Annotated in this window: 22 protein-coding genes and 1 riboswitch; of the genes, 5 read left to right on the forward strand and 17 right to left on the reverse strand. The window is 71.6% G+C overall.

Features of this window, described 5'->3' with window-relative positions; genetic code table 11:
• Positions 1–469 precede the first annotated feature (469 nt).
• Together ACIQV3_RS25770 and ACIQV3_RS25775 are read left to right on the forward strand one after the other, a co-directional pair.
• Complete coding sequence (locus ACIQV3_RS25770) at positions 470–1,237, forward strand: hypothetical protein (protein WP_403715607.1); 768 nt, start codon at positions 470–472, stop codon at positions 1,235–1,237.
• Between the two features lie 163 nt (positions 1,238–1,400).
• Positions 1,401–2,600: a S8 family serine peptidase gene (locus ACIQV3_RS25775; protein WP_403715609.1), complete on the forward strand. Its 1,200-nt coding sequence runs from the start codon at positions 1,401–1,403 to the stop codon at positions 2,598–2,600.
• A gap of 158 nt (positions 2,601–2,758) precedes the next feature.
• On the opposite strand, the gene ACIQV3_RS25780 is transcribed toward ACIQV3_RS25775, so the two are convergent.
• Both ACIQV3_RS25780 and ACIQV3_RS25785 read right to left on the reverse strand, forming a co-directional pair.
• The gene (locus ACIQV3_RS25780; RefSeq protein ID WP_403715611.1) at positions 2,759–3,907 is read right to left on the reverse strand and encodes a winged helix DNA-binding domain-containing protein; all 1,149 of its coding nucleotides are present in this window, start codon (positions 3,905–3,907) and stop codon (positions 2,759–2,761) included.
• Between the two features lie 66 nt (positions 3,908–3,973).
• On the reverse strand, positions 3,974–5,005 hold the full coding sequence (locus ACIQV3_RS25785) for a peptidoglycan DD-metalloendopeptidase family protein (RefSeq protein WP_403715614.1): 1,032 nt from the start codon (positions 5,003–5,005) through the stop codon (positions 3,974–3,976).
• A 2-nt stretch (positions 5,006–5,007) separates the two neighbouring features.
• Positions 5,008–5,205: riboswitch (cyclic di-AMP (ydaO/yuaA leader) on the reverse strand.
• 315 nt (positions 5,206–5,520) lie between these two features.
• Between ACIQV3_RS25785 and ACIQV3_RS25790 the strand changes: the two genes are divergently transcribed.
• On the forward strand, positions 5,521–6,327 hold the full coding sequence (locus ACIQV3_RS25790; RefSeq protein ID WP_403715616.1) for a tyrosine-protein phosphatase: 807 nt from the start codon (positions 5,521–5,523) through the stop codon (positions 6,325–6,327).
• A gap of 52 nt (positions 6,328–6,379) precedes the next feature.
• Here ACIQV3_RS25790 and ACIQV3_RS25795 read toward each other — a convergent pair whose 3' ends face one another.
• The 15 genes from ACIQV3_RS25795 to ACIQV3_RS25865 form a co-directional block, all read right to left on the reverse strand.
• Positions 6,380–7,762: an aspartate aminotransferase family protein gene (locus ACIQV3_RS25795; RefSeq protein WP_403715618.1), complete on the reverse strand. Its 1,383-nt coding sequence runs from the start codon at positions 7,760–7,762 to the stop codon at positions 6,380–6,382.
• Entirely contained in the window at positions 7,759–8,793 is a 1,035-nt protein-coding gene (hpnH, locus tag ACIQV3_RS25800) for an adenosyl-hopene transferase HpnH (RefSeq protein ID WP_403715620.1), read from the reverse strand. The genes ACIQV3_RS25795 and hpnH overlap by 4 nt, the downstream gene beginning before the upstream one ends.
• 5 nt (positions 8,794–8,798) lie before the next feature.
• Positions 8,799–9,482 carry a 1-hydroxy-2-methyl-2-butenyl 4-diphosphate reductase gene (locus ACIQV3_RS25805; RefSeq protein ID WP_403715622.1) on the reverse strand — a complete coding sequence of 228 codons (684 nt, stop codon included), beginning with the start codon at positions 9,480–9,482 and terminating at the stop codon, positions 8,799–8,801.
• Positions 9,479–11,572 carry a squalene--hopene cyclase gene (gene shc, locus ACIQV3_RS25810; protein ID WP_403715624.1) on the reverse strand — a complete coding sequence of 698 codons (2,094 nt, stop codon included), beginning with the start codon at positions 11,570–11,572 and terminating at the stop codon, positions 9,479–9,481. The genes ACIQV3_RS25805 and shc overlap by 4 nt, the downstream gene beginning before the upstream one ends.
• 125 nt (positions 11,573–11,697) lie before the next feature.
• The gene (locus ACIQV3_RS25815) at positions 11,698–12,792 is read right to left on the reverse strand and encodes a polyprenyl synthetase family protein (RefSeq protein WP_389433068.1); all 1,095 of its coding nucleotides are present in this window, start codon (positions 12,790–12,792) and stop codon (positions 11,698–11,700) included.
• Between the two features lie 122 nt (positions 12,793–12,914).
• On the reverse strand, positions 12,915–14,288 hold the full coding sequence (gene hpnE / locus ACIQV3_RS25820; protein ID WP_403715627.1) for a hydroxysqualene dehydroxylase HpnE: 1,374 nt from the start codon (positions 14,286–14,288) through the stop codon (positions 12,915–12,917).
• A 181-nt stretch (positions 14,289–14,469) separates the two neighbouring features.
• Positions 14,470–15,411 (reverse strand): presqualene diphosphate synthase HpnD, encoded by a 942-nt coding sequence (hpnD, locus tag ACIQV3_RS25825; RefSeq protein WP_403715629.1) that lies wholly within the window; start codon positions 15,409–15,411, stop codon positions 14,470–14,472.
• Between the two features lie 62 nt (positions 15,412–15,473).
• On the reverse strand, positions 15,474–16,433 hold the full coding sequence (hpnC, locus tag ACIQV3_RS25830) for a squalene synthase HpnC (protein ID WP_403715633.1): 960 nt from the start codon (positions 16,431–16,433) through the stop codon (positions 15,474–15,476).
• Positions 16,434–16,812: 379 nt separating this feature from the next.
• A complete protein-coding gene (locus ACIQV3_RS25835) occupies positions 16,813–17,589 on the reverse strand; it encodes an ABC transporter ATP-binding protein (RefSeq protein ID WP_403715635.1) in 777 nt (258 codons plus the stop codon).
• Positions 17,582–18,511, reverse strand: a complete 930-nt coding sequence (locus ACIQV3_RS25840; RefSeq protein ID WP_403715637.1) for an ABC transporter permease — start codon at positions 18,509–18,511, stop codon at positions 17,582–17,584. The genes ACIQV3_RS25835 and ACIQV3_RS25840 overlap by 8 nt, the downstream gene beginning before the upstream one ends.
• 96 nt (positions 18,512–18,607) lie before the next feature.
• On the reverse strand, positions 18,608–19,489 hold the full coding sequence (locus ACIQV3_RS25845) for a glycosyltransferase (RefSeq protein ID WP_403715749.1): 882 nt from the start codon (positions 19,487–19,489) through the stop codon (positions 18,608–18,610).
• A gap of 35 nt (positions 19,490–19,524) precedes the next feature.
• Positions 19,525–20,304 (reverse strand): CDP-alcohol phosphatidyltransferase family protein, encoded by a 780-nt coding sequence (locus ACIQV3_RS25850; protein WP_403715639.1) that lies wholly within the window; start codon positions 20,302–20,304, stop codon positions 19,525–19,527.
• Positions 20,282–21,343 carry an iron-containing alcohol dehydrogenase family protein gene (locus tag ACIQV3_RS25855; RefSeq protein WP_403715641.1) on the reverse strand — a complete coding sequence of 354 codons (1,062 nt, stop codon included), beginning with the start codon at positions 21,341–21,343 and terminating at the stop codon, positions 20,282–20,284. Before ACIQV3_RS25855 ends, ACIQV3_RS25850 begins: the two co-directional genes overlap by 23 nt.
• Complete coding sequence (locus ACIQV3_RS25860) at positions 21,331–22,083, reverse strand: sugar phosphate nucleotidyltransferase (RefSeq protein ID WP_403715642.1); 753 nt, start codon at positions 22,081–22,083, stop codon at positions 21,331–21,333. The genes ACIQV3_RS25855 and ACIQV3_RS25860 overlap by 13 nt, the downstream gene beginning before the upstream one ends.
• Entirely contained in the window at positions 22,080–23,870 is a 1,791-nt protein-coding gene (locus tag ACIQV3_RS25865) for a DUF5941 domain-containing protein (RefSeq protein WP_403715752.1), read from the reverse strand. The genes ACIQV3_RS25860 and ACIQV3_RS25865 overlap by 4 nt, the downstream gene beginning before the upstream one ends.
• Before the next feature lie 511 nt (positions 23,871–24,381).
• Here ACIQV3_RS25865 and ACIQV3_RS25870 point away from each other — a divergent pair.
• Both ACIQV3_RS25870 and idi read left to right on the forward strand, forming a co-directional pair.
• On the forward strand, positions 24,382–25,623 hold the full coding sequence (locus ACIQV3_RS25870) for a methyltransferase domain-containing protein (RefSeq protein ID WP_403715754.1): 1,242 nt from the start codon (positions 24,382–24,384) through the stop codon (positions 25,621–25,623).
• Positions 25,624–25,784: 161 nt separating this feature from the next.
• On the forward strand, positions 25,785–26,384 hold the full coding sequence (gene idi / locus ACIQV3_RS25875; protein WP_403715644.1) for an isopentenyl-diphosphate Delta-isomerase: 600 nt from the start codon (positions 25,785–25,787) through the stop codon (positions 26,382–26,384).
• Positions 26,385–26,386: the final 2 nt, after the last annotated feature.

Genomic DNA, 26,386 nt, shown 5'->3' on the forward strand with positions numbered 1-26,386 from the left:
CAAGTGGCCCGCAGATGAAGCTCGGTGGCATCCGCACGGTCGGACAGCGACCACGAGCGGGCCACCTGATCCGGCGCGATCGCCCTAAGGCCGTGACGGCCGGGGTGGGGGCGGTGGCCGGGATCGGTTCCGAGATCCCGTCCGGTCGAAAGATCGGGCGGGATCGTCGCCGTTTCAGGGGCCGTTGGGGCACGCGGAGCGGCCCCGGATACCCGGGGCCGGCGAGGTGCGACACAGCGGACGGTCCGGAATGCCGCGGAACGAATGTCACGGAGAGTAGGGTCCGTGCGCTTGGTGTTCGTTCGGGAGGCTGCATGAAGATCGCTCCGCGATGCCCCATGTGGCACCCGTGCAAAGCGGGTCTACCGCATCCAGGCCAAACGTACGCCCGAGGAGTCCAGTTCCCCACAGTCCTCTCCGGCGAGAAGGCCGTGGACTGTGTCATCTCACCCTGAATCGGAGAGAAACCGTGAGCTCTGATGCGCCGCCCCCGCCAGACATCTTGCTGGACCCGGAGGTTCTTCACGAGGCGGACGGGATCTGCGTCTGGCACACCGGGCTGGTGCGCGGGCCCGCCGGTTCGGTCCTGACGCTTGTCGTGGACGCACCGGAGGGGCGGATCGAGGGGGCCGAGTGGGAGGAGTTCGACCCGCTGGGCCCTGCCGGGATGACTCTCCGCGGGCCGGACATCCCGGGATTCCTCGTGCCGTTTCACGACGTGGAACGTGAAGCACGCCGTTACCGGGCGACGGGACAGTTCGGCGATGTCCGAGTGGACGATGCCCACCTGCAGTTCTGGGTACGCCCACTGGGTCTGCGGCTGATCGACTTCATCGGTGAGGCCCAGACCGGGCGCCGGCTGGCCTTCGTGGTCGAGCCCGAGGTGCTCTATCGGGAGCAGGGCAGGGCCGTCTGGCACCCGGGCGTGGTGCGAGGGCCGAGCGGGCTGTTCAGCTCCCTGGAGGTCCGCGCAGAAGGCGGCGCGGAGACAGAACTCCTCGGCGCCGGCTGGCAGCTGGGGGACCGCCCTGAGAACGCTCCGCTGCCGCTCAGGATCACGGCCGAGTCCGGTGAGGCCCTCCTCGACCTGCCCACAACCGTGCTCGGCAGCGAACGGGCCCTGCGGGCGTACGGCTGGCTCGCCCCGGAGCGGAGTCCGGGCCTGCGCCTCCACTACGAGGTGCCTCCCCTTGGAGTACACGTCGTCCGCGGCATCCCCGGCAACGCCTGCGGCTGACACCTGCGCCACGAGCACCTTGAGCACCTTGAGCACAAAGGATTCCAAGGCCACGCCCCCATCCTCCCCGATGGTTCATACCTCGATTACGTCCGCTGGTAGACAGTGTGATGGGGTGGGTCCGCGCGAGATGTGCAGCGCATGGACACAGAGGGGCACGAAAATGCAGGACACCACACGTCGACATGGGCCGTGGCTGAGGGCTGCGGGAGTCGTCGTCGCGGCGTTGGCGGTCAGCGCGGGCACGGTGATGCCGGCGGCCGCCGATACCGACTCGTGGGGCTACCTCACGAAGATGAAGGCCCGGGAGATGTGGAAGGTTGCGGACGGCAGCGGCATCACGGTGGCCGTCATCGACAGCGGCGTCAAAGACGGCTCGGGCTGGAAGAGCTCGTCCGTGCTTCCCGGCGTGTCTTACATCGAACCCCCCTTCGAACGACCGGACATCACGTACCCGCCGCACGAGGACTTCGTGGGGCACGGAACCAGCATGACCGCGGCGATCGTCGGCGACGGCTCGTCAGGAGGCCCCAAGGGCCTGGCTCCCGGTGCCAAGGTGCTGCCCATCCGTACCAGCGTCGGCACGCCCATGGCGTTCGCCGTCGCCTCCGAAGCCGCCCGGGGCATCCGGTACGCGGCCGACAACGGTGCCAAGATCATCAATCTCTCCATCGGCGTGACTCCGGACTGGCCGATGGACAAAATCAAGCCCGCCGTCGAGTACGCCCAGAGCAAGGGCCTGCTCGTCTTCGCCGCCATGGGCAACGAGGGCGAGCGCAAGAACTGGTCCAACGCCATCGCCGCCCTGCCGGGGGTCATCGGGGTAGGAGCCGTCGACGAGACCGGCAAGGCCATGCCGTTCAGCTCCCACGGGCCCGACACGGACCTGACCTCCATCGGTGACGAGGTCCAGATCCGCTGTGAGGAGAACAGGGGCTGGTGCGTGGGGAACGGCGGCACCTCGTACGCGACGTCTCTGGCCTCCGCCTCCGCCGCGCTCGTCTGGTCGGCCCACCCCGACTGGACCGCGAACCAGGTGGCCCGCGTCCTCATCCAGACCGCCGGCGGCCCCGTCGACGGCTCCACGCGCAGCGACTGGATCGGCTACGGAACCATCCGCCCCCGCAAGGTGCTGCTCGACCACGAGGGAGACCCGGGAGCGCCCGAAGTCGACCCCCTGGCCCCGCCGGCCCCGGCGAAGGCCCCCACCCCCAGCACCGACCCGACAGCTGCGGCGCCGCTCCGGGCGGAAGCCGCGGATGCGGAATCCGGCCTCCCCTGGCAGTGGCCGGCCCTCGGCGCCTTCGCCGCCGTGGGCCTCGGCCTCGTCGCCACGGTGATCGTCAAGCGGCGTCATCGTTGACCGTCCGAGGCCACCCGGCCCTCATTCGCTCCGGAGCGAGCTTCGACTGGCCCAAGGCGGTGATGATCCACGGCGCACGGCGCAGAGTCGCAAGCTGGCGACATGGGTGGGACCGGGACCCCCCTCCGGTCCCGGCCCCACGGTTCAGGCCCCACGGTTCAGGCGAGCAGCCGGGTTTCGGCGCTCGGTAGGTGGTTCCACCAGTGGCCGTAGCGCCGGTAGACCTCCGGTTCGCGGTCGGCCAGGAAGGCCGTCAGCGCCCGGGCCTCGCCGGCGAGGGCCTGCCAGACCTCCTCCGGCAGCGGGTGGAAGGCGGTGGCCTCGATGCCGGCGCCGGACGGCCGCCACACGCCGGCGACGTGACCGTCGACCAGCAGGGTCGCCAGGGTGTCGCCGTTCATCCGCGCGACAAGCTTGCGGTAGGGCGGCGGAACGATGCGGCTCCGGTCGGCGTAGGCCAGCAGCACGCTGTCCCACATGGCCATCAGCCGGGGCGGCGCCGGCGTGTCCTCCTGCGGACGCGGCGCGCCCTGGACGTCGAACAGTTCCTCGCCCGCCGGTCCCGTCAGCCGGTCGAGCCGTCCGGAGTGCTCCAGCGCGCCAAGGGCCCGGCGCACCCTGGTCCGCTGGACCAGGGAGAACTGCGCCACGTCCGCCACCGACGCCGGCCCGAACCCCTCCAGGTAGCGCAGGACCAGCGTCCGCAGGGATTCCTCCGAAGCCTCCGGGTCCGCCGGTACGGTGCGCGGCCGGCTCGGGGGCGCGACGTACGAGGGACGTTCCCCGAACGACCACGGCGCGGCGGTGGGCGCGTGCAGCAGCGGTGCGTACTGCCGCAGTCCCCACCACGCTCCCGGCCGCGGCGCGGCCCCCAGCCGGTGTCCGAGCCAGGCCTCGCACTCCGCCGTCGTACGGGGCCGGTCGGCGAAGTCCAGCAGCTCCGGCACGAGGGCGTCGGCGTCCTCGGCCGTCAGCCCCGAGTCCGTGAAGCGGGTCCCGAGCCGGGCGGCCCGTACGGACGGCTGCACGGCCTCCCGGAAGGCCGGGTAGTCCTGCGCGTGCACGGCGTGCAGGGTCAGCCGCATCAGCGTCGACTTGAGGACCTCGCGCCCCGTGAAGGCGGCGTCGAGGTCCGACGGGTCGAAGCCGGCGAGCCGGTTCCACAGCGCGAGGTACGGCGAGGCCGCGAGCTGCGCCTGCAGGGCGACCACCCGGCGGACCGCGTCACCGACGCCCATCACCTCGCGCCGCAGCAGCAACTGCCGTGCGAGGGTGGAGCGGTTGAGCTCCCTTGCGCTGATCTTCATGCCACGCCCGTCCCGTCCCGTGCCGGAACGCGCAGCCTAACCGGCACCTCCGACAGCGCCTCGGATTCAGATGCTGACGCCCTTCGACCGCAGGTAGGCCAGCGGGTCGATGTCCGAGCCGTACGAGGGCCCGGTGCGGATCTCGAAGTGCAGGTGCGGGCCGGTCGAGTTGCCGGTGGAACCGGAGAGGCCGATGCTCTGGCCGCCGGTGACGCTCTGGCCGGACGAGACGGACAGCTGGGAGAGGTGCGCGTACTGGCTGTACTTGCCGTCCGTGTGCCGGATGACCACCTCGTTGCCGTACGAGCCGCTCCACCCGGCGGAGACCACGGTGCCGGCGCCGACCGCCCTGACGGTGGTGCCGGTGCCGGCGGAGAAGTCCACACCGGTGTGGTAGCCGCTGGACCACATGGAACCGGCGGTCTTGTACGCGGTGGAGGGGCCGCCGCCGACCGGGGCGACGAAGCCGGTGGACGCGGAACCGCCCTGCTGCTCGGCGGGCGCGGCGTCCTCGGGGGCGGCCGCCCCGTCGTTGGAGCCCGACTCGGAGGAACCCTCACCGGAGGAATCCGACGAATCGCCAGAAGTGGAAGAACCGAACGAAGCGGACTTCTTGGCCGGCTTCGGCGTTCCGGCCGGCGCGGACTCGGCGGCCGCGGCCGGAGCCGCGCCCTTCGCGCCGAGGGTGAGCTCCAAGCCCGGGTGGATCAGCGACGGGTCGGTGCCGACGGCCTCGCGGTTGTCCGCGTAGAGCTGCTCCCAGCCACCGGTGAGCTGCTGGCGCTCGGCGATCTTGGAGAGGTAGTCGCCCGGCACCACGGTGTAGACCGTGGGGGCGCTCTGCGCGGCGGCCGGCGCGGCCTGGAGGGCGGCGCCCGCCTGCAGAGCCACGGCCTGCAGAGCCACGGCCTGCGCGGCCGCCACCTGCGGGGCCAGGACCGGAGCGGCGGCGGGCGCCGCGGCCGGGACTCCCGCGGCGTGGGCGCCGGTGGCGCCGAGCAGCGGAAGCGCGAGGGCCGCGCCGCCGGTGCCGGCGGCGGCGAATCCGCGGGATATCGAGCGGGACTTGGGACGGCGGTGCTTACCCGTTCCGTGCATGGTGAATTCCTCTCCGACGCCTGCGAGGTGAGCTGTCGGGTTCGGACTGGAGATGTCCGGCCGCCCCTGTGCCGGTGAACAGCACTTGTACGGCTTCACCCCGAGCTGTCCCGTTGTAAAGATCTCAACCGGAGATCCGGAACAGCGGCTTACCTGGTTCCCCCGCTCCTGCCGCGCGCGTGAATAGTCGGGTGCGGTTTCCGGTCGGCGGCAGGATTAGGCGGTCCGTCCGGATCGATCGCGAACGTAATCGAGTGCGGCCGCAGGGAACAAGTCATGAATTCCCCAATGGAATCTTGAAGATGACGGGCCGCCGGAATTCTGGTCACCCTCCGTCCATTCCGCGCCTCCAACAACCGCCCCAGCAAGGCAATTCGACATTCGCGATCAGCCACTCAACGTCACCGTATGATCTGGCTCACGGAGGCGTGTCCGATCTCGCCTCTCGCTATGGCAAGTTGGCCATAACCGGCGCAATTCGGACACCATCAACGACGACCACACGGAGGAGCCCGGTGACCCAGCCGATACCCCAGAGTCCGCACGAGGAGCCGGCACTGACCGGAGTGCGCAACTTCCGCGACGTGGGCGGGCTGCCGACCACGGACGGCCGCAGGGTCAAGTCGGGACTACTGTTTCGAAGCGGACATCTGGCGCATGCCACCGAAAGCGACGCGGAATTCCTCGGGTCGCTCGGACTGCACACCGTCTTCGACTTCCGCAACGGAGCCGACCACGCGCTGGAGGGTCCGGACGTGGAGCTGCCCGGGGTGCTCAACGTCAACATCCCGCTGTCCGATCCGGCCGACGGCAGCGAGTTCTGGAAGATGGTCCGCAACGGGGAGCTGGCGGACCTCCGCGAGCTCCTGGGCGAGGGCAGGGCCGCCGACCGGATGTCCCGTTCGTACCGGGCGATGATCCGTACCCGTACCGCCGAGCACAGCCGGGTGGTGCACGCGCTCGCCGAGCACAGCGTCCCGGCCCTCATGCACTGCGCGGCCGGGAAGGACCGGGCCGGCCTGTCGATCGCCGTCACCCTGCTCGCGCTGGGCGTGGAGCGGGAGGCGATCCTGGCGGACTACCTGGAGTCGAACGCGCCGCACAACCGCTACCGGGTCCGCCGGGGCAGCGACGCGCCCGAGGCCCGCGCCCCCGAGGTGATGGAGCTGCTCGCCCCGCTCTTCGACGCCCGCGCCCCGTATCTGACCACGGCCTTCGACACCATCGACGAGGAGTGGGGCGGCGTGGAGCGCTACCTCGCCGAGGGCCTCGGGCTCATGCCCGAGACCCTCGCCAGCCTCCGCGAGCGGCTGCTGGACTGACGCCCCACGAGGTGGGCCGTCGCCGACCGCCGAGCCGCCGGCTCAGCGGTGCTCAGCGGTTGGCGACGGCCTGCTTCACCAGCGTCCGGCCGAAGTCCCACATCAGCGCGCCGCCTCCGTGGGCCTCGTCCATGACCGCGCGGAAGGCGCCGACGAACCGGTCGACGTCCGCCTCGTCCACGATCAGCGGCGGGATCAGCTTGATCACTTCCAGGTGGTCCCCGGAGACCTGCGTGAGGATCCGGTGCTTCTGCAGCAGGGGCACCACGACCATCTGCGCGAACAGCCCCTTGCGCGCCGCCTGCAGCATGGTCCAGCGGCTGCGCAGGCCCAGCGAGGACGGCCGGCCGAACTCGATGCCGATCATCAGCCCGCGTCCCCGTACCTCGTGGAGGAGTTCGTACTCGTCCACGAGCGCGGCGAGCCGCCCGCGCAGCAGGTCGCCCGTCGCGCGGGCCCGGGCCACCACCTGCTCGTCCTCCATGACGGAGAGGACGGCGAGCCCGGCCGCCATCGCCTGCGCGTTGGAGCCGAAGCTGGCGGAGTGGACGAGCACCCGGTCCATGGAGGAGTAGACCTTCTTGAAGATCCAGTCCTTGCCCAGGGTCGCGCCGACGGGCACGTAGCCGCCGGACAGGGCCTTGGCCACGCAGACCAGGTCCGGTTCGACTCCGGGCTCGTGCTGGTAGGCGTAGAAGTCGCCGGTCCGTCCGAGGCCGGTCTGCACCTCGTCCGCGATCAGCAGGGCCCCCCGCCGGTGCAGGAGCTCCTGCGCGGCGAGCAGGAAGCCGGGCGGCGCGGCGAGCACCCCCTTGCCCTGGATCGGCTCCACGACCAGGGCCGCCACGTCCCCCTTCCCCAGCTCCCGGTCCAGCGCCTCCAGGTCCCCGAGCGCGATCGCGGTGTCCGGCAGCAGCGGCGCGAAGCCATCGCGGAAGCCCGCCTCCCCGTTGACCGAGAGCGAGCCCGTGGTGAGCCCGTGGAAGGCGTGGTCGCAGTAGAGGACCCTGGGGCGCCCGGTGGCGTACCGGGCGAACTTCAGGGCGGTCTCCACCGCCTCCGTGCCGCTGTTGCCGAAGAAGACCCGGTCCAGGTGCGGACTGTGGGAGAGCAGCTTCTCGGCCAGCAGCCCGGGCAGCGGCTGGCAGTCGAAGCGGGTGAGGTCGGCGAGCTGGGCGTCCAGCACGTCGTGCAGGGCGCGGCGGACCACCGGGTGGTGGCGGCCCAGGCCCATCACTCCGAAGCCCGCCAGCATGTCGAGGTAGTCGTTGCCCTCGGCATCCCAGAAGTGGGCTCCCTCGGCCCGCACGTACACCTTGTCGAACCCGATGGTGTGCAGCATCCGGGGCAGCTGGTGGTTGAGGTGGCGGGCGTGCAGTTCGTACCGCTCGCCACCCCGCTCGGCCAGCAGGGCGCCGAGATCGAAGCCGGTCATGCCGACTTGTCCCTGCTCCCGCCCCCCACGGTCTCGCGGACGGCCCGCAGCGACTCCTTGAGCGAACCCATGGTGGCCAGCACGGCCGTGGGCTCGTACCCGCAGTGCGCCATGCAGTTCGCGCAGCGCGGGTCCTTCCCGCGGCCGTACTTGCTCCAGTCGGTGTCCTCGATCAGTTCCCGGTACGAGGGGACGTACCCGTCGCTCATCAGATAGCAGGGGCGCTGCCAGCCGAAGAGCGAGTAATTCGGAATGGCCCATGCGGTGCAGGGGAAATCGGCTTTGCCTTCCAGGAAGTCCAGGAAGAGCGGGGAGTGATTGAGGCGCCAGCGCCGCCGGTTGCCCCCGGCGAAAGCCTTCTTGAAGAGTTCTCGGGTCTGTTCGACGCCGAGGAAGTGCTCCTGGTCGGGAGCCTTTTCGTAGGCGTAGGCCGGCGAGATCATCATCTCGTCCACCTGGAGATCGTCATTGAGGTAGTTGAGGACCTCGATGATGGTCTGCGGGGTGTCGGTGTTGAAGAAGGTGGAGTTGGTCGTCACCCGGAATCCGCGCTTCTTCGCCTCCTTGATGGCCTCGACCGCCTCGTCGAAGACGCCTTCCTTCGCGACCGACTCGTCGTGGCGCTCGCGCAGTCCGTCGATGTGCACGGCGAAGGCGAAGTACGGGGAGGGCGTGAACTTCTCGATCTTCTTGCGCAGCAGCATCGCGTTGGTGCAGAGGAAGACGTACTTCCGCTTGGCCACCAACTGGCGCACGATCTCGTCGATCTGCGGGTGCATCAAGGGCTCGCCACCCGCGATGGACACCATCGGCGCGCCCGATTCCAGCACGGCGCCCACCGCCTGGGCCACGGGCATGCGCTGCTTGAGCACCCCGGCCGGGTGCTGGATCTTCCCGCACCCCTCGCAGGCCAGGTTGCAGGCGTAGAGCGGTTCCAGCTCGACGATCAGCGGGAACTTCTCGCGCTTGCGGAGCTTCTGTTCGAGCAGGTACGTCCCGACCCTGATGGTCTGTCGCAGTGGCATGGCCATCTGGCTCACCTCCTGGGGAGCAGCAAAGAACGGTGCCATTCGTAAAACGCGGGCAGTACGGCACGCAGTACGCGAAAGGCCGATATTCCCCCGCGGACGGTGCCGATACGGACGAGCTCATGCTCCGGAGCGTCCACGATCACCCGGACGGCCGCAACCGGGCGGTCCGCGGCCCCCGGGACGCTCCCGCCCCGGGTCGCGGTCCAGAGGGTGGCGGCCGATTCCATGTCGACCCCGACGGCGCCGCCGGCGCGCAGCCGGGCGCGCTCCTGGCCCCGGACGACGTGGTCGGATCCGGTCAGTGCACCGAGGTGTACGGTCCGGCCGGGTACGGCCCGGGCCAGCGCCTCGGCGAGCAGGGCGGTACCGGCGCAGGCGACCGTGCCGCGCGGGTCCCGGGTCTCCTCGGCGACGATCAGGTCGCCGGGGCTCATGCCGGGCAGCAGCCCGGCGCAGAAGCCGGTGGCGAGCACGGCGGCGCCGTGCAGCCGCGGCTCGGCCAGTTTGCGGCCGACGGCGCGCTCGGCCGCGCGCGGGCCCATGCCGGTGCGCAGGACCTCGTACCGCCCGGGCGCGCCGCTCTCGCGGACGCCGCGGTACGAGGTGCTGCGCAGGGCGGTCATCTCGATGCGCAGGGCGCAGGCGATCAGCAGCGGCGGCGGGGCGGCCGCGGCGGGGCCGCCGGTCATCGGGCTTCCCCGGGGGACGGGGCCGCGTGAAGGAGGGCGGCGGGATCCGCGTACCGCCCGCCCGGGCCGAACGGTTCTCCGTACAAGTAGCGGCCCAGCGCGGTGAGCGGGAAAACCTGGCGGTACAGGTGGTAGTTGATGGAGAAGTCCCAGGGGAATCCGGTACCGGTGAAGTACGGCTCGTCCCAGGTGCCGTCGGGGCGCTGCGTGGAGACGAGGTAGCCGATCCCCCGCCGCACGGACGGCGCGTCGCGCTCCCCCGCCGACAGCAGGGCCATCAGCGCCCAGGCCGTCTGCGAGGCCGTCGAGGCGCCCTTCCCCGCCCAGGACGGGTCCTGGTAGGAGCGCTGGTCCTCACCCCACCCCCCGTCCTCGTTCTGTACGGATTCCAGCCAGTGCACCGCCCGCCGGATCGCGGGGTGCGAGGGGGCGAAGCCGGCGGCGGTCAGCGCCGGGACCACCGAGCCGGTGCCGTAGACGTAGTTGGTGCCCCAGCGGCCGAACCAGCCGCCGTTGGGGTCCTGTTCGGCGAGGAGCCAGGCGATGCCGCGCCGGGTGCGCGCGTCGCCCGCCCGGCCCTCGACGGCGAGCATCTCCACGACGTGGGCGGTGACGTCGGCCGAGGGCGGGTCGATGACCTCGCCGAAGTCGCAGAAGGGCAGCTTGTTGGGGAAGGGGCTGGTGTTGTCGGCGTCGAAGGCGCCCCAGGCCCCGTTCTTCGACTGCATGCCGAGGTTCCAGGACACTCCCCGGGCGATGGCCCCCTCCATCCGCGCCGGGTCGGGGTGCTTGACGCGGCGCAGGGCGAGGACGACCTCGGCGGTGTCGTCGATATCGGGGTAGTTGTCGTTGTGAAACTCGAACGCCCAGCCACCCGGGGCCAGTTGGGGCCGCCGTACGGCCCAGTCCCCGCTGCGCACGATCTCCTCGCCGAGCATCCAGTCGGCGGCCTTGACCAGGGCGGGGTGGTCGGGGCGCAGTCCCGCGTCGGCCAGCGCGATGGCCGCCAGGCAGGTGTCCCACACCGGGGACTGGCAGGCTTCGATCATGCGGGCGCCGTCCGCGCGCCAGACGGCGAAGCGGTCCAGGGACTCCAGTCCGGCGCGCATCACCGGGTGCCGCAGGTCGTAGCCGAGCAGGTGCAGGGCGATGACGGAGTACACGGCCGGCGGCTGGATGCCGCCCCAGCAGCCGTCGTTCTCCTGCCGTTCCACGATCCAGCGTCCGGCGCTCGCCATGGCCGCCGCGCGCAGCCGGCGCGGGGCGAACCGGCGGTAGACGTGCAGGGCCTTGTCCATCCGCTGGAAGGCGCCACTCCAACTGGCCAGCGGCGCAAGCTTCTTGGCGGGGTACGGGGTCCGCGCGTCGGCGTGCAGCTCGTCCAGGGCGAAGGGGCCCGGGCGGACCGGGCGCAGGGCCGATACCACGGTGAGCGGGACGATCGTCTGCCGGGCCCAGCAGCCGAAGTCGTAGATGTTCAGCGGCACCCAGGGCGGCAGGAACAACAGTTCGGGCGGGAGTTCGGGCAGATGGTCCCAGCTCCACCAGCCGAACAGCGCCAGCCAGATGCGGGTGAAGACGCGGGCGCCCGCCAGTCCCCCGTGGGCCCGGATCCACGCCGAGGCGCGGGCCATGTGCGGGGCGTCGGGCGCGTCTCCGGCGAGGCGCAGGGCCACGTACGCCTCGATGGTGGCGGAGAGGTCGCAGGGGCCTCCGTGGAAGGTGGCCCAGGTGCCGTCGTCCTGCTGCTCCCCCCGGATGAACAGGGCCGCGGCCCGGGTGGTGGCCTCGTCCCGGATCCCGAGGAACTGGCGCAGCAGCAGGTCCTCGGCGTCCATGGTGACGTTGGTCTCCAGGTCGCCCTTCCACCAGCCGGCCTCGTCCTGCCGCTCCAGCAGGTCCCGGACCGCCCGCTCGATGGCCTCCCGAACCGCGCGCAGCCCGGCGGGGCCGGGGATCGGTCCGGGGTCCGGTCCGGGGTCCGGGCCGGCGCCCGGGGCCGGGCCCGGCGGTCCGGCGGCGCGCCCGGGACCGGGCTCGTTCGGGTCGGCGCCGCAGGCATGGGCGCCGCCGTTGGTCGTCGCAGTCATGGCTTCCCCTATGCGTGCAGTGTCCTCTGCTGTCATCCGCTGTACTGGGGGCCGCCGTCGGACGGTACTACCGGCAGGCAGTACCGTCCGGCGACTCGCGATTCATATGCGCGTACGGGTGGCGATCACCTCTTGCGCACGACGACGAAGTCGGCGAGCGCGACGAGCTGGTCGCGCACGCGCTGGTCCATGTCCACGTCGTCGAGGGCCTTGATGGCGATCTCGTACTGGCGGCGCGCCTCGTCGGCGGTCCACCGGCGGCCGCCGGCGGCCTCGATGAGCGCGGCGCGGGCCGCGAACTCCTCCTCGGAGAAGTTCTCGAAGTCGTTGCTCTTGGCGTCGGCGGCGAGCAGTTCGGTGAGTTCCTCACTGGCCGGTCCGCCTGCGGCGAGGGCGGCGACGACGGGGAGCGACTTCTTGCGCTGGCGCAGGTCGCTCCAGGTCTGCTTGCCGGTGGACTCCGGGTCGCCCCAGATGCCGAGGAGGTCGTCGACGGCCTGGAAGGCGAGGCCGAGGTGGTAGCCGTACTCCTCCAGCTTGTCGGCCGTACGGTCGTCCGCGCCGCCGAGCACGGCGCCGATGGAGACCGCGCAGGCGAGCAGGGCGCCGGTCTTGTTGCCCTCCATCTCCAGGCATTCCTCGACGCTGACGCTCTCGCGGTGCTCGTAGGAGATGTCCTGGGCCTGGCCGTCGATGAGCTTGCGGCTCGCGGTGGTCAGGCGGCGGGCCGCGCGGCCGGCCTCGACCGTGCCGAGTTCCAGCAGCACCTCGTTGGCCAGGGCGAACAGGGCGTCGCCGACCAGGATGGCGAGGGCGGGTCCGTGGACCTTCCACACCGTGTCGCGGTGGCGGCGCTGCTCGTCGCCGTCCATCAGGTCGTCGTGCAGCAGCGAGAAGTTGTGGACGAGTTCGACGGCGACGGCGCCGGGGATGCCGACCTCGGCGGCGGCGCCGGCGGCTTCCGCCGAGAGCAGGGCGAGGGCGGGGCGCACGGCCTTGCCGCCGTCGCCGTCCGCCGGGTTGCCGTGGGCGTCGATCCAGCCGAAGTGGTAGGCGGCGACGGTGTCCATGGGCGCGGCGAGCCGGTCCACGGCGGCGCGGAGCACGGGCGTCGAGAGCGTACGGCCTCGTTCGAGGAGGGCGAGCGTGTCCGCCTTCTCCCCGCCGGCCGGGCCCGCACTGGCGTCCGTGTTCTCGACGGCCGGATTCCCCGGGTTCACTGGCTCTCCTCTGGTTCCTGTACGTACTGCGATGCGTGGTGCTGCGGTGCGTGGTGCTGCGGTGCGTGAAGCTGTGGTGCCGGCGGCGCCGGTACCGGTGGCGCCTACGGTGCCGGTGGTGGTCATACCGCCTCCTGCAAGGGGTGTTCGCGGTGGCGGCCCAGCGGCACGAGCGCGGCATGGGCCGCGCTCAGTCCGCTGCGGACGGCGCTCTCCATGGTCGCGGGCCAACCCGTCGCGGTCCACGCACCGGCGAGGTAGAGCCCCGGCGTGTCGGTCCGGGCTCCGGGCCGGAGCCGTCCGACGCCGGGGCTGGGGGCGAAGGTCGCGGTGCGCTCCCGGGTGACGAAGAAGTCGCGCACCTTGGCTCCGCGCGCGGCGGGCAGCAGCCGTTCCAGCTCGGGCAGGTACTTGGCGCGCAGGACCGAGACGGGTTCGTCGATGTCCTCGTGCGCGACGGACTGGGAAAGCGCCAGGTACTGGCCGCCGTCGGGGAGTCCGGAGGAGTCGGTGCGGTCGAAGACCCACTGCACCGGGGAGCCGAGGGCCGCGAAGAACGGCTGCTTCAGCACCTTGCGGTCGTACACGACGTGCACGTTGAGGATCGGCGCGGTGCCGATGTCGAGCAGTTTGTCGGGGTCGGCGAGCGCTCCGGCGGGCAGCAGCCCGTGCGCCTCGCGCTGCGGGACGGCGAGGACGACGGTGCCGGCCTCGAACGAGTCGCCCTCGGTGGCCACCCGCCAACCGCCCTCCGGAGTACGGGAGATGTCCGTGACCCGGGTGCGCAGTTCGGTGCGGACCCCGGCGGCGTCCAGGGCCTTGCGGGCGAGGGTGTCGTGCAGGTCGCCGAGCGGTACCCGGGCCCAGCCGATGTCGGCCGCGCCGTTCTCGGAGAGCAGGCCGGTCTTGAACACCATGGCGGCCAGACCCAGCGAGGACTGCGCGGCGGTGGCGTTGAGCGTGGCGATGCCGACGAGGTCCCACAGCGCCTCGATGGTGCGCGGGGACTGGCCGTACCGGCCGAGCCAGGTCGCGAAGTCCACGCCGTCGAGCGCCGGGTCGGCGGGGTCGAGGCGGCGCAGCGCGAGGGCGGCGCGCCCGACGGACGCCCGCTCGGCGAGCGAGAGGTGCGGGTAGCGGGCCAGCGAGGCCGCCAGGTGCAGCGGTACGGGCAGGGCGCTGCGGCGCAGCCGGCCGAGCCGGGGGCCGCCGGGGTGGGCGACGTCGAGGACGGGTACGTCGAGCCGGTCCTGCAGCGGCGCCAGGCCGGCGCCGTCGACGCGGTCGAGGAACCACCGGTAGGCGGTGCAGCAGCGCAGGTAGACGTGCTGGCCGTTGTCGACGGTCAGTTCCCCGCGCTTGAAGGAGAACGCCAGGCCGCCGAGGCGGGGCCGGCCCTCCAGCAGGGTCACCCGCAGGCCGGCGTCGGCGAGTTCCAGCGCGGTGGTGACACCGGCGAGTCCGCCGCCGACGACCACGGCCCGGTGCGCGCTCATGCGTCCTCCTCCGTCACTCCCACGGACGCCGCCGGGCGCCGCGGGGTTGCTCCCGTCCGCGCTGCTGCCGTCCGTGTTGCTCCCGGCCGCGTTGCTCGCGTCCGTGTTGCTCCGGTCCGCGCTGCTCCCGCCCGTGCTGCTCCCGGCCGCCCCGCCGACGCGGCTCGCCGGCCCGCCGTCATCAGAGCCGCCTCCTGGTGCTCTGGCGCGCGATGGTCCGCGCGTCCAGGCCGGAGAGGCCGCGGACCGCCACGTACGCCTTCTCGTGCGGCGGCAGCGAGACCCGGCCGCGGAGCACGGCCTCCGGCTCGCGCTCGATGCGGTCGAGCAGACGCCGGTAGATGCCGGCCATGGCCGCGACGCAGGCGCCGCTGCGCCGGTCGAGCAGGGGGAGCAGCCGGTAGCCCTCCACGAACAGGGCGCGGGCGCGCCGGACTTCCTGGTGGACGAGCCCGGCGAAGTCGGCGCCGCTGGGCATCCGCGCACTGTTGAAGCCGTCGGAGCAGCCGAACTTGGCGAGGTCCTCGGCGGGCAGGTAGGTCCGCCCGTTGCCCGCGTCCTCGCGAACGTCCCTGAGGATGTTGGTGAGTTGCAGGGCGAGACCGAGGGTGTCGGCGTATTCGCCGGCCCGTGCCGCGTCGTGCCCGGCCGCGCCGGCGTGCCCGCCGGAGTGCGCGGTGCCGAACACGCCGAGCGAGAGCCGGCCGATGGCTCCGGCCACGCAGCGGCAGTAGACCTTGAGGTCGTCCCAGGTCTCGTACGTCTCCCCGCGGACGTCCATGAGGACGCCGTCGATGAGTTCGTCGAGCCCTTCGAGCGGGATCGGGAAGCGGCGCGAGGCGTGCGCGAGGGCGACCGCGACCGGGTCGGTGTCGTCCTCGTCGACCTCCTCGGCGCGGATCCGGCCCAGCAGGGTGCGGGTCTCCTCCAGCCGGGCCAGTTTGACCTCGTGCGGCAGCGTGCCGTCGCCGATGTCGTCGACCCGCCGGGAGAAGGCGTACAGCGCGGACATCGCCTGCCGCTTGTCGGCGGGCAGCAAGCGGATGCCGTAGGCGAAGTTGCGTGCCTGCGAGCCGGTCACGGCCTCGCAGTAGCTGTAGGCGGCCGAAATCGGTGCGGACATCGCCGTCGGCACGGACGGCGCGCCCGGTGCGGACGCGTGTGTGGGGCCCTCCACGATCGGGCTCACCCCTTTCTCGGCGCTGTGCGCAGGACGGCGGCCACCTCGCGGAGCAGGACGCTCTTGGTGGCCTTGGGCGGGCCGGGGAGGACGTCGAAGCCGGCGGCGGTGACGGCTCGCAGGGCGGCGCGTCCGCCTCCCACGAAGCCCGCGAGCAGCAGCCGGAGCCTTCCGTGGACGCTGCCCACGAGCGGCGTGCCTTCGTCGAGGAGCTCCCGCGCCCGTTCGGTTTCGAAGGCGACGAGGGCGCGTACGGACGCACCCGCGGACGGGGCCTTCAGGTCGGTCTCGGTCACGTGGAAGCGGCGCATGTCCTCGCCCGGGAGGTAGATCCGGTCCCGGGCGAGGTCCTCGGCGACGTCCTGGAGGTGCTCGGCGATCTGCAGGGCGGTGCAGACGGCGTCGGAGCGGCGGATCCGCTCGGGGGTGCTGGTGCCGGTGAGGTCCAGCACGAGCCGCCCCACCGGGTTGGCGGAGAGCTCGCAGTAGCCGACGAGGTCTCCGTACGTCGCGTAGCGCGCGACCCGCTGGTCCTGGCGGTTGGCTTCGATGAGCGCCAGAAACGATTCGGGGGTGAGGCCGTGGGCGCGCACGACGGGCTGCAGGGCCAGCATCAGGGGGTGGCGCGGGGGCCCGTCGGTGCCGCCGAAGACGCGCTTCAGGTCGGCTTCGAGGGCCTCGAGCATGGCGAGCCGGTCGTCCGTGGCGGCGGGGTCGAGCCCGAGCAGCACGGCGTCGTGGCCGCCCGGGGCGAGGTCGCCGTCGCCGATGTCGTCGACCAGGCGGGCGTACCCGTAGACCGCCATCAGGCCCTCGCGCCAGGCGCGGGGCAGGAAGGCGGGGGCGACGGGGAAGTTCTCGGAGCGCGCCTTGCCGAGGGTGGCGGCGCCGGGGCGGGCGGGGAGGGAGCCGGAGAAGCCGGACGGCTCGTGCGGCCGGGAGCTGGTGCCGTGCCCCGGGGTCACCGCCCGCCACCCGCGGCGGGGACGGCCGTCGTGCCTGGGGGCCGGAGAATTCCCGTAGCCATTGCCGTCACATCTCCCGTTCTACACTGCCAACCTAAAACATCCCATTTCGGACACGCCGCCGCACTTTCCCCGGGGCGTACCGGGATATTCACCTATGGGGGGAATCGCCCCTTCTTGCCCACGATTGAGGCCTGGCCCAGCTTACGCTGTACAACGCCGCCGGACCTCGACGGGTATTCGCTCCACCACACAATGTCGCCCGCGCACCGCTCACGCGAAAAGGCGCGGTCCCGCGCGCCGGGCACCCGTACGGCATGCGTACGGCATGCGACGGCCCCCGCCGCCGGACGCGGTGGGGGCCGTCGGTGCCGAACCGTCAGTTGGTGGCCTTCTCGTACGCCGCGACGACTTCCTCGGTGGGGCCGTCCATCAGGAGTTCGCCCCGCTCCAGCCACAGCACCCGGTCGCAGGTGTCGCGGATGGACTTGTTGTTGTGACTCACGAGGAAAACGGTTCCCGCGGTCTTGCGCAGTTCCCGGATCCGCTCCTCGGAACGCACCTGGAACTTCCGGTCACCGGTGGCCAGCGCCTCGTCGATCATCAGGACGTCGTGGTCCTTGGACGCGGCGATGGAGAAACGCAGGCGGGCGGCCATGCCGGAGGAGTAGGTCCGCATCGGCAGGGAGATGAAGTCCCCCTTCTCGTTGATGCCCGAGAAGTCGACGATGTCCTGGTAGCGCTCCCGGATCTGCGCGCGGGTCATCCCCATCGCGAGACCACCGAGGACCACGTTGCGCTCGCCGGTGAGGTCGTTCATCAGCGCCGCGTTGACACCCAGCAGAGAGGGCTGGCCGTCGGTGTAGACCTTGCCCGACTCGCAGGGCAGCAGGCCCGCGATGGCCCGCAGCAGGGTGGACTTGCCGGAGCCGTTGGAGCCGATGACACCGATGGCCTCGCCCCGGTACGCCGTGAAGGAGACCCCGCGCACGGCGTGGACCCGGCGGACACCCGGTGCGTCGCCGCGCCGGCGGACTATCTTGCTGAGCGCCGCCGTGGCGCTGCCCTTGCCCGCGCTGCCGGTGTTGACCCGGTAGACGATGTGGACGTCGTCGGCGATGACGGTGGGGACGTGCCCCTGGTTGTTCTCAGCCACGGCCGTAACGCTCCTCAGCCTTCCAGAAGTACACGAATCCGCCGATGCCGAGCAGGAGGGCCCAGCCGACCGCGAAGGCCCAGACGTGCGGCGGCAGGTTCTCCCGGCCGTACCCGTCGATGAGCGCGAAGCGGATCAGGTCCATGTAGATCGCGGCCGGGTTCCACTGCAGGATGTCCGCGATCCACGGGGGCTTGCCCTCGAGCATCGTGTTGATCGAGAACATGACGCCGGAGGCGTACATCCACGTACGCGTGACGAACGGCATGAGCTGCGCAAGGTCGGGGGTCTTGGACCCCATCCGGGCGAAGACCAGGGCCAGGCCGGTGTTGAAGGCGAACTGGAGGATCAGCGCCGGGATCACGAGCAGCCACGACAAGGACGGGTAGTTGCCGAATCCGATCGTGACCACGAACACGACGACCATCGAGAACATCAGCTGCTGGAGCTGCTGCAGCGAGAACGAGATCGGCAGCGAGGCGCGCGGGAAGTGCAGGGCGCGGACCAGGCCGATGTTGGCCGGGATCGCTCTGACACCCGCCATCAGCGAGGTCTGCGTGAAGGTGAAGACGAAGACACCGATCACCAGGAAGGGGATGTAGTCGTGCTTGTCGATGCCCCGCCCGGCGTTCAGGATCAGCCCGAAGATCAGGTAGTAGACCAGCGCGTTCAGCAGGGGGGTCGCCACCTGCCAGATCTGGCCGAGCTTCGCCTGGCTGTACTGGGCCAGCAGCTTGGCCCGGGAGAACGCGATGATGAAGTGGCGGCGCTCCCAGAGCTGGCGCACGTACTCGACCAGGCTCGGTCGGCGTCCGCTGACGGACAGGCCGTACTTCCTGGCGAGCTCCGCGGAGCTCAGCCCGGCGTCTTCGGACGGCCGCCTGCTCGTGGCAAGGGTTCCGTCCTGGGTTGTGTCACTCACAAGATGAAACTTTCCGTCTTCATGATGCGGCAGAAGGTGGCATCGGGCCTGAGTCGATCGGTTCGTGATCGCGCCATGGTCTCAGACCCGGACGTTTCAGATGACAGGCGGTCGGCCCAGCCGGGTCAGCCGCCAGACCGTACGCCATCTCATGGGGCGCCGGGGACCGCAGGAGGTGGTCCAGCCCTCCTTGAAGCCGCCGAACCAGGCCTTGAGCGCGGGCCCCGAGGGCTTGCGCAGGAGCGTCAGCAGGAGCCAGACGCCCACGTAGACCGGGACCAGCGGGGCGGGCAGGTTGCGGCGGGCGAGCCACACCCGGTTGCGAGCCACCATACGGTGGTAGACGGCGTGCCGGGACGGGGCCGTGGTGGGGTGCAGGAGCACCATGTCCGCGCGGTAGTCGATCTGCCACCCGGCGTCGAGCGCCCGCCAGGCCAGATCGGTCTCCTCGTGCGCGTAGAAGAACTGCTCCGGGAGGTCTCCGACCTGTTCGAACACCTTCGTGCGGACGGCGTTGGCGCCGCCCAGGAAGGTGGTGACGCGCGAGGAGCGCATCGGGTCGGAGGCGCGCAGCCGGGGGACGTGCCGTCGCTGCGTCTCGCCGCTCTGCGGATCGGCGATCCGGAAGCTGACGATGCCCAGCTCGGGGTCCTCGGTGAAGGCCTGCCGGCACAGCTCGGCGGTGTCGGTGCGCTCCAGCAGTCCGTCGTCGTCCAGGAAGAGCAGGACGTCCACGTCGAAGCCGCCCGAGCCGGCCGACCCGTCGGCGCCCGCGGTGCGGAAGGCCTCGATGCCGACGTTGCGGCCGCCCGGGATGCCCAGGTTCTCGGGCAGCTCGACGGTGCGCACGCCCGCCGTCGGGTCCGCCAGGCCGGGGAGCGGTACGCCCTGGCCGACGACGACCACCTCGACCGGGGCCCCGTCCTGCCGGGCCACGGAGTCGAGGAGCGCCTTGAGCTCGTCCGGGCGGTTGCCCATGGTGATGATGACGGCGCCCAGCCGCAGCGGCGCCGTCACTTGAGCCTGCTGGAGGCCAGGACCGACACCAGGTGCAGCACCGTCTGGAGCAGCGCGATGCCGGCGAGCACCGCGACGCCGAGGCGGGAGAAGTACAGGTCGCCGCGGACCTGGTCCAGGACGGCCAGCACCAGGATGAGCAGCGAGGCCTCGATGCCGAGGACCAGCCGGTGGAACTTGAGCGCGGCGGCGGCCCGGCGGGCGAGCGCCATGCCGGAGGAGCGCGGCGTGGCCGCCGCGTCCTGGACCACGGGCTTGCCGGCCTGGTGGCGGGCGACGCCGACCAGGTCGGTCTCGGCCTTGATCAGGATCGCGCCGAGCGCCGCGAGGGTGCCCAGGAAGGCCCACAGCCAGTCGATGCGCCCGGTGCCCCACAGGTCGGAGGCGCGCAGGCCGAAGCCGACGAGCACCGCCGCGTCGCACAGGTAGGCGCCGACCCGGTCGAGGTAGACCCCGGACAGCGAGAACTGCTTCTTCCAGCGGGCGACCTCGCCGTCGACACAGTCGAGCAGCAGGTACATCTGCACCGCGACCACGCCGAGGACGGCGCCCCAGATGCCCGGCACCAGCAGGGCCGGGGCGGCGAGGACTCCGGCGAGGGTCATCACGTAGGTCAGCTGGTTGGGCGTGACCTTGGTGGTGACCAGGAGGCGGGTGATGCGCAGGGAGATCTCGCGCATGTAGAGGCGCCCGCCCCAGTGCTCGCCGCTGACCCGGTCCTTGACGCCCGCCGGGTGAACGACGGGCCGGAGTTCAGCTACGGATGGTCTTGGCATAGTCGGCGTAAGCGTCCCTGATCTCGGCGGCGGACAGGTTGAGGTGCTCCAGGATGGTGAACCGTCCCGGACGGGTCTGGGGTGCGTACTCGACTGCCGCGACGAACTCGTCCACGCTGAACCCGATCTCCTCGGGCAGCACGGGCAGGCCGTGACCGCGCAGCACCTGGACGAAGAGCTCGGACTGCTCCTTGGCTCCCCGCAGGTGCATGGCGAAGGCGGCACCGATGCCGACCTGCTCGCCGTGGAGCGCGGAGCGTCCCGGGTAGAGCAGGTCGAAGGCGTGGCTGATCTCGTGGCAGGCGCCGGACGCAGGGCGGGTGTCCCCGCTGATCGACATGGCGATGCCGGTGAGGACCAGTGCCTCGGAGAGCACGGTGAGGAACTCGTCGTCGCCGCAGCCGCCGGGGTGGCGCAGTACGGACTCTCCCGCGGTACGGGCCATGGCCGCGGCCAGACCGTCCACCGGCTCGCCCGTGATCTTGTGCGAAAGCTCCCAGTCGGCGATCGCCGAGATGTTGGAGAGGCAGTCGCCGATGCCCGAGCGGACGAACCGCACCGGGGCCTCGCGGATCACGTCGAGGTCGATCACCATGGCGATCGGCGTCGGGACCCCGTAGGAGCCCCGGCCGTTGTCGTTGTCCAGGGTGGCGACCGGTGAGCAGATGCCGTCGTGCGCCAGGTTGGTGGCGACGGCCACCATGGGCAGGCCGACCCGCGCCGCGGCGTACTTCGCCACGTCGAGGATCTTTCCGCCGCCCAGGCCCACGACCGCGTCGTAGCGGTTCCCCTTTATGTCGTCGGCGAGCTTGACCGCGGAGTCGATGGTCCCGTCGATGACGGGATACCAGTCGGCGTGCGGCAGCACGGGCTCCAGCTTGGCGCGCAGCACCGCGCCGGAGCCGCCGCTGATGGCGATCGCGAGCTTGCCGGACGAGGAGATCCGCTGGTCGGCCAAGAGGCCGGCCAGGTCGTCCATCGCGCCGCGGCTGATGTCGACGACCAGGGGCGAGGGGATGAGCCTCGTCAGTACTGGCATGCGATCGTCCGGCCCTTGGCGAGGTCGTCGTGGTTGTCGATCTCGACCCACTTGACGTCACCGATGGGGGCCACGTCGATGGTGAAGCCGTCGTTGACGAGCTGCTGGTAGCCGTCCTCGTAGTAGAGGTCGGGGTCACGCTCGAAGGTGGTCTTCAGGGCCTCGGCCAGCGCCTCGGCGGCCTCCGGCTCGATGAGCGTGACGCCGATGTACTCGCCGGTCGCGGTGGCCGGGTCCATCAGCTTGGTGATCCGCCGAACGCCCTTCTCGCCGTCGGTGATGACCTTCATCTCCTCGTCGGCCAGGCTCTTGACCGTGTCGAGGGCGAGGATGATCTTCTGGCCCTGGCCGCGGGCGGCGAGCAGGGTCTTCTCGACGGAGACGGGGTGGACGGTGTCGCCGTTGGCGAGGATCACGCCCTGCTTCAGGACGTCACGGGCGCACCACAGGGAGTAGGCGTTGTTCCACTCCTCGGCCTTGTCGTTGTCGATCAGCGTGATCTTGACGCCGTACTTGGCCTCCAGCGCCTCGCGGCGCTCGTACACGGCTTCCTTGCGGTAGCCGACGACGATGGCGACCTCGGTCAGGCCGACCTCGGCGAAGTTGCCGAGCGTCAGGTCGAGGACCGTGATGCTCTCCTCGGCCCCTTCGGGTCCGACGGGCACGAGGGCCTTGGGCAGGGTGTCGGTGTAGGGACGCAGGCGGCGTCCGGCTCCGGCAGCGAGGACGAGGCCGATCATGCTGGTTCTCCTTCGTCATGTACGGCGGGTGCCCCGGAGGAAACCCAGAAGCGGATGCTCTCCACGAGCACCACGAGTGCCACGAACACGGCGAGGGCCGTGAGCGCGACGGGGAAGTCGACGGCGCGCGACGCCAGGACGGAGGCCAGGACCGTGATCAAGAGGATCCGGCCTTCGTGCCCGCCGATCGTCCGCACCAGCCAGTGCGGGGGGGCGCCGGTGCCACCGCGGATGCGGTAGACCGTGTCGTAGTGATGGTAGGCGACCGCCGCGACCAGTCCGAATGCCGCCGGAAGGGCCCCAGGGACGTCCGCCTTGGCGGCGAGGATCAGGACGGTGGTGTATTCGGCGGCCCGGAAGACGGGCGGCACGAGCCAGTCGAGGGCCCCCTTGAGGGGCCGGGCGACGGCCGCGCCGGCGAGTACGGCGTAGAAGGCGGCGGCGACGATCACCTGGCTGCTGCCGAACCCGTAGGCCCAGGCGGCCCACAGCAGGGCGCCCGAGCCGACGACGGCCGCGGCGATCCCGGCCCCGGGGGCCATCCGGCCCACCGCGCGGCCCGTGAGCTCGGCGACCGGGCCCGAGTCGGCCAGGTCCGCCAGGGCCTGGGCGGCCCGGTCGGTCCGCTTCGCCTTGCGGGTCAGCGAGCGCAGGACCCGGCCGGCCGTGGTGTACAGCGCACCGAAGGCGCAGCCGGCGAGGAGGGCGTAGAAGACGATCCGCGGGGTGGTGAAGGCGATGAGGACCGCGATCATGGCCCAGCGCTCACCGATCGGCAGGATGATCATGCGCCGCACCCAGACCGTCCAGCCCCGACTGTCGAGCTTGTCGGAGAGGGCCGCCGTGGGGCTGGTGTTGGCCGTGGCGTCGTGGTTGGCCTCGTTGAAGGCGAAGTCCACGACGTGCCGGCAGGTCATGAGGATCATGGCGCCCAGGGCCAGGGCCCAGACGTCATCGCCGTTCCTGGCCGCGCCGAGCGCGAGACCCGCGTAGAAGGAGTACTCCTTCGCGCGGTCGAAGGTGGCGTCGAGCCAGGCGCCCATCGTCGAGTACTGGAGCGAGTAGCGGGCGAGCTGCCCGTCCGTGCAGTCCAGGACGAAGGAGACCAGCAGCAGCACGCCGGAGGCCACGTAGCCCCAGCGGTCGCCGGTGGCGGCGCAGCCGGCCGCGATCAGCGCGGTGATCAGCGAGGCGGTGGTGACCTGGTTGGGGGTCAGTCCGCGGCGCGCGCACCAGCGGGCGATGTAGCGCGAGTACGGGCTGACGAAGAAGGTGGTGAAGAACCCGTCGCGGGACTTCACGGCGGTGCGCAGCCGGACGGCCTCGTCGTCGACGGCCGCGACGGCGGCGTCCGCCGCCCTGCGCTCGGCGGTGGTGGCGGGCACGGAGGCGACGAGGGTGCCCAGCTCGGGGCGGTGCACGGGGGTGCCGTCGGCCTCGACGGCGGCGGCGAGCCGGTCGGGGTACGGGCCGTGGCCCGCCGGGGCGGACGCGTCGAGCGCGGCGGCCCGGTCCAGGGCCGCGCGGGCGCCGGACTGGACGGCGAGGGCTCCGGTGACGGCGCAGGCGTCGAACCGCGGGTCGGTCAGTGCGAGCCGCAGCGCGTGCACGTGTCCGACGAACTCCGCGTCCACGACGGCCACCCGCTGCTCGGCGGGTACGCGCGCCAGGGCGGCGGCGGTGTCCGACGGGGTGGCCGCGGGGTGGACCTCGAAACCGAGGGAGCGCAGCTCATCGGCGAGCGCTGATCCGGGCACCGGCAGGCCGGTAAGGATGACGGTCGGCAGACGAACTCACTCCTTGCACACACACGGGTAACGGGCGCCGGGTGGGCCGGCGGCACGTCGGCAGAGGCTATCGGATGAACGGAAGCAGGGGTTCACCGCCTGTTTACGCTCCGATAAGCCGAAAATCACGGGCCTGTCGGTCCTGTGCCGATCATCATTGACGATCGGTGGGAGCGATCACAAACCAGCCTGCGCACCGCTGCTGTTAGGGTGGTCGCAGACGCGTACGAGTTCCGCCAAAGCGTCCCAATCGCCCGAATGTCACACGAGACGTGACGAAAGAAAGAAAGAGGTGGGGTTGATGACCGTCGCAGGCGTCGCCGCCCAGCGCAGCGCACTCCGGTACATCCCCCTCTCCTTCCGGGCGTCCGGCCGGGCCTGATCACACCGATCACCCGCGTCGGCCGGAGCCCCCTTTCAAGGGTTCACGTTGACCGACCACACCGGTAACACAAGCAACTCCCACACCACCGACTTCAGCACCCGGGGCGACCTCTTCTTCGAGGCGTTCCTGGAGCTGCACCGCGGCCTGCCCCGGCAGTCCCCCGGTTCCGAGGCGACCACCCGCCACCTGCTGTCCCTGTGCGGACCGCTGCCCGAGCGGCCCCGCGCCCTGGACCTGGGCTGCGGTCCCGGCCCCAGCGCCCTGCTGCTCGCCGCCGAGGCGGGCGGCCTCGGGGCCGACGTCACCGCCGTCGATCTCCAGGACGGCTTCCTCGACGAGCTCCGGACGGCCGCCGCGGCCCGCGGGCTCACCGACCGCGTCCGCGCCGTCAGCGCGGACATCGGCGACCTCTCGGCGCATCCGGACGGTTCCTTCGATCTCGTCTGGGCCGAGGGTTCGGCCTACAACATCGGCTTCGCCACCGCGCTCGCGCGGTGGAAGCGGCTGCTCGCCCCCGGCGGCACCCTGGTGCTGAGCGAGTGCGAATGGACCGTCGACGAACCCTCCGCCGGAGTCCGCGCCTTCTGGGACCCGCACTACGCGCTGCGCTCCACCGCCCGCAACCTGGCCGCCGTCCAGGCCGCCGGCTACCAGGTGCTCGCGGTCCACCGGCAGCCCGATTCCGACTGGGCCGCCTACTACGGTCCGCTCGGCGAGCGGACCGCCGCGGCTCCGGAACCCTCGGGTCCCGAAGCCGCGGCCGCGCTGGGCTTCGTACGCGAGGAGATCGATGTACGGGAGCGGTACGGACACGAGTACGGGTACACCGCCTACGTCCTGCGGCCGGTGACGGCCGGGGACGGCGACGCGTGGCCGGTCCGCCCCGAGACGGCCGGGGACGCGGCCGCCGTGCACGCGGTGAACTCGGCCGCCTTCGGGACCCCGGCCGAGGCCGACCTCGTGGACGCGCTGCGCGCGGACCGCTCCTGGCTGCCGGGTCTCTCCTACGTGGCCGAGGGCCCGGACGGGTCGGTCGCGGCGCACGCCCTGCTGACCCGGTGCGAGGTGGACGGGGCGCCCGCCCTGGCGCTCGCCCCGGTGGCGGCCGCTCCCGGGCTCCATCGCTCGGGCGCCGGCAGCGCGGTCGTACGGGGGCTGCTCGCGGCGGCCGCGGAGCGCGGGGAGAACCTCGTGCTCGTCCTCGGGCATCCCGAGTACTACCCCCGCTTCGGGTTCGTGCCGGCTTCGCGCTTCGGAATCCGGGCACCGTTCGAGGTGCCCGACGAGGCGATGATGGCGCTGGTGCTCGACGATTCGGTGCCGGTTCCGGCGGGCACGATCAAGTACCCGGCCCCGTTCGGGGTTTGATGCCGGGTCCGGCCCGCGGCCGGACGAACTGACGGATCCGCACGCTCCGCTCCTCGCCGCATATCACGCGGCGGGGGGCGGACATGCGCGGATCACCGAAGTGGGGGCAATCCCCATTTGTACGGCAGACTGAAAGCCGAAGTCCGAAGCGAAGGATGGGTATGCCGACCACACCAGCCACCGCCGCGAACAGTGCGACCACCGGCACCGGCGCTCAAGAACCGATCATGCTCGAACTGGTCGACGAGTCCGGCAACACCATCGGTACGGCGGAGAAGCTCTCCGCCCACCAGGCCCCCGGTCAGCTGCACCGGGCGTTCTCGGTGTTCCTCTTCGACGCGCAGGGCCGGATGCTGCTCCAGCAGCGCGCACTCGGGAAGTACCACTCCCCCGGCGTCTGGTCGAACACGTGCTGCGGTCACCCCTACCCCGGGGAGTCGCCGTTCGCGGCGGCCGCCCGGCGGACCCACGAGGAGCTGGGGCTGTCACCCTCGCTGCTCGCGGAGGCGGGGACGGTCCGCTACAACCATCCCGACCCGGCGTCGGGGCTGGTGGAGCAGGAGTACAACCACCTGTTCGTGGGACTCGCGCAGCGATCGGCGCGGCCGGATCCGGAGGAGATCGCGGACACCGCCTTCGTGACCGCGGAGGAACTCGCGAAGCGGCACGCCGAGGTCCCGTTCTCGGCCTGGTTCATGACCGTGCTGGACGCGGCCCGGCCCGCGATCCGCGAGCTGACGGGCGACGCGGCGGGCTGGTAGTC

The organism is Streptomyces sp. NPDC099050, from assembly GCF_044759865.1.
Classification (GTDB): Bacteria; Actinomycetota; Actinomycetes; order Streptomycetales; family Streptomycetaceae; genus Streptomyces.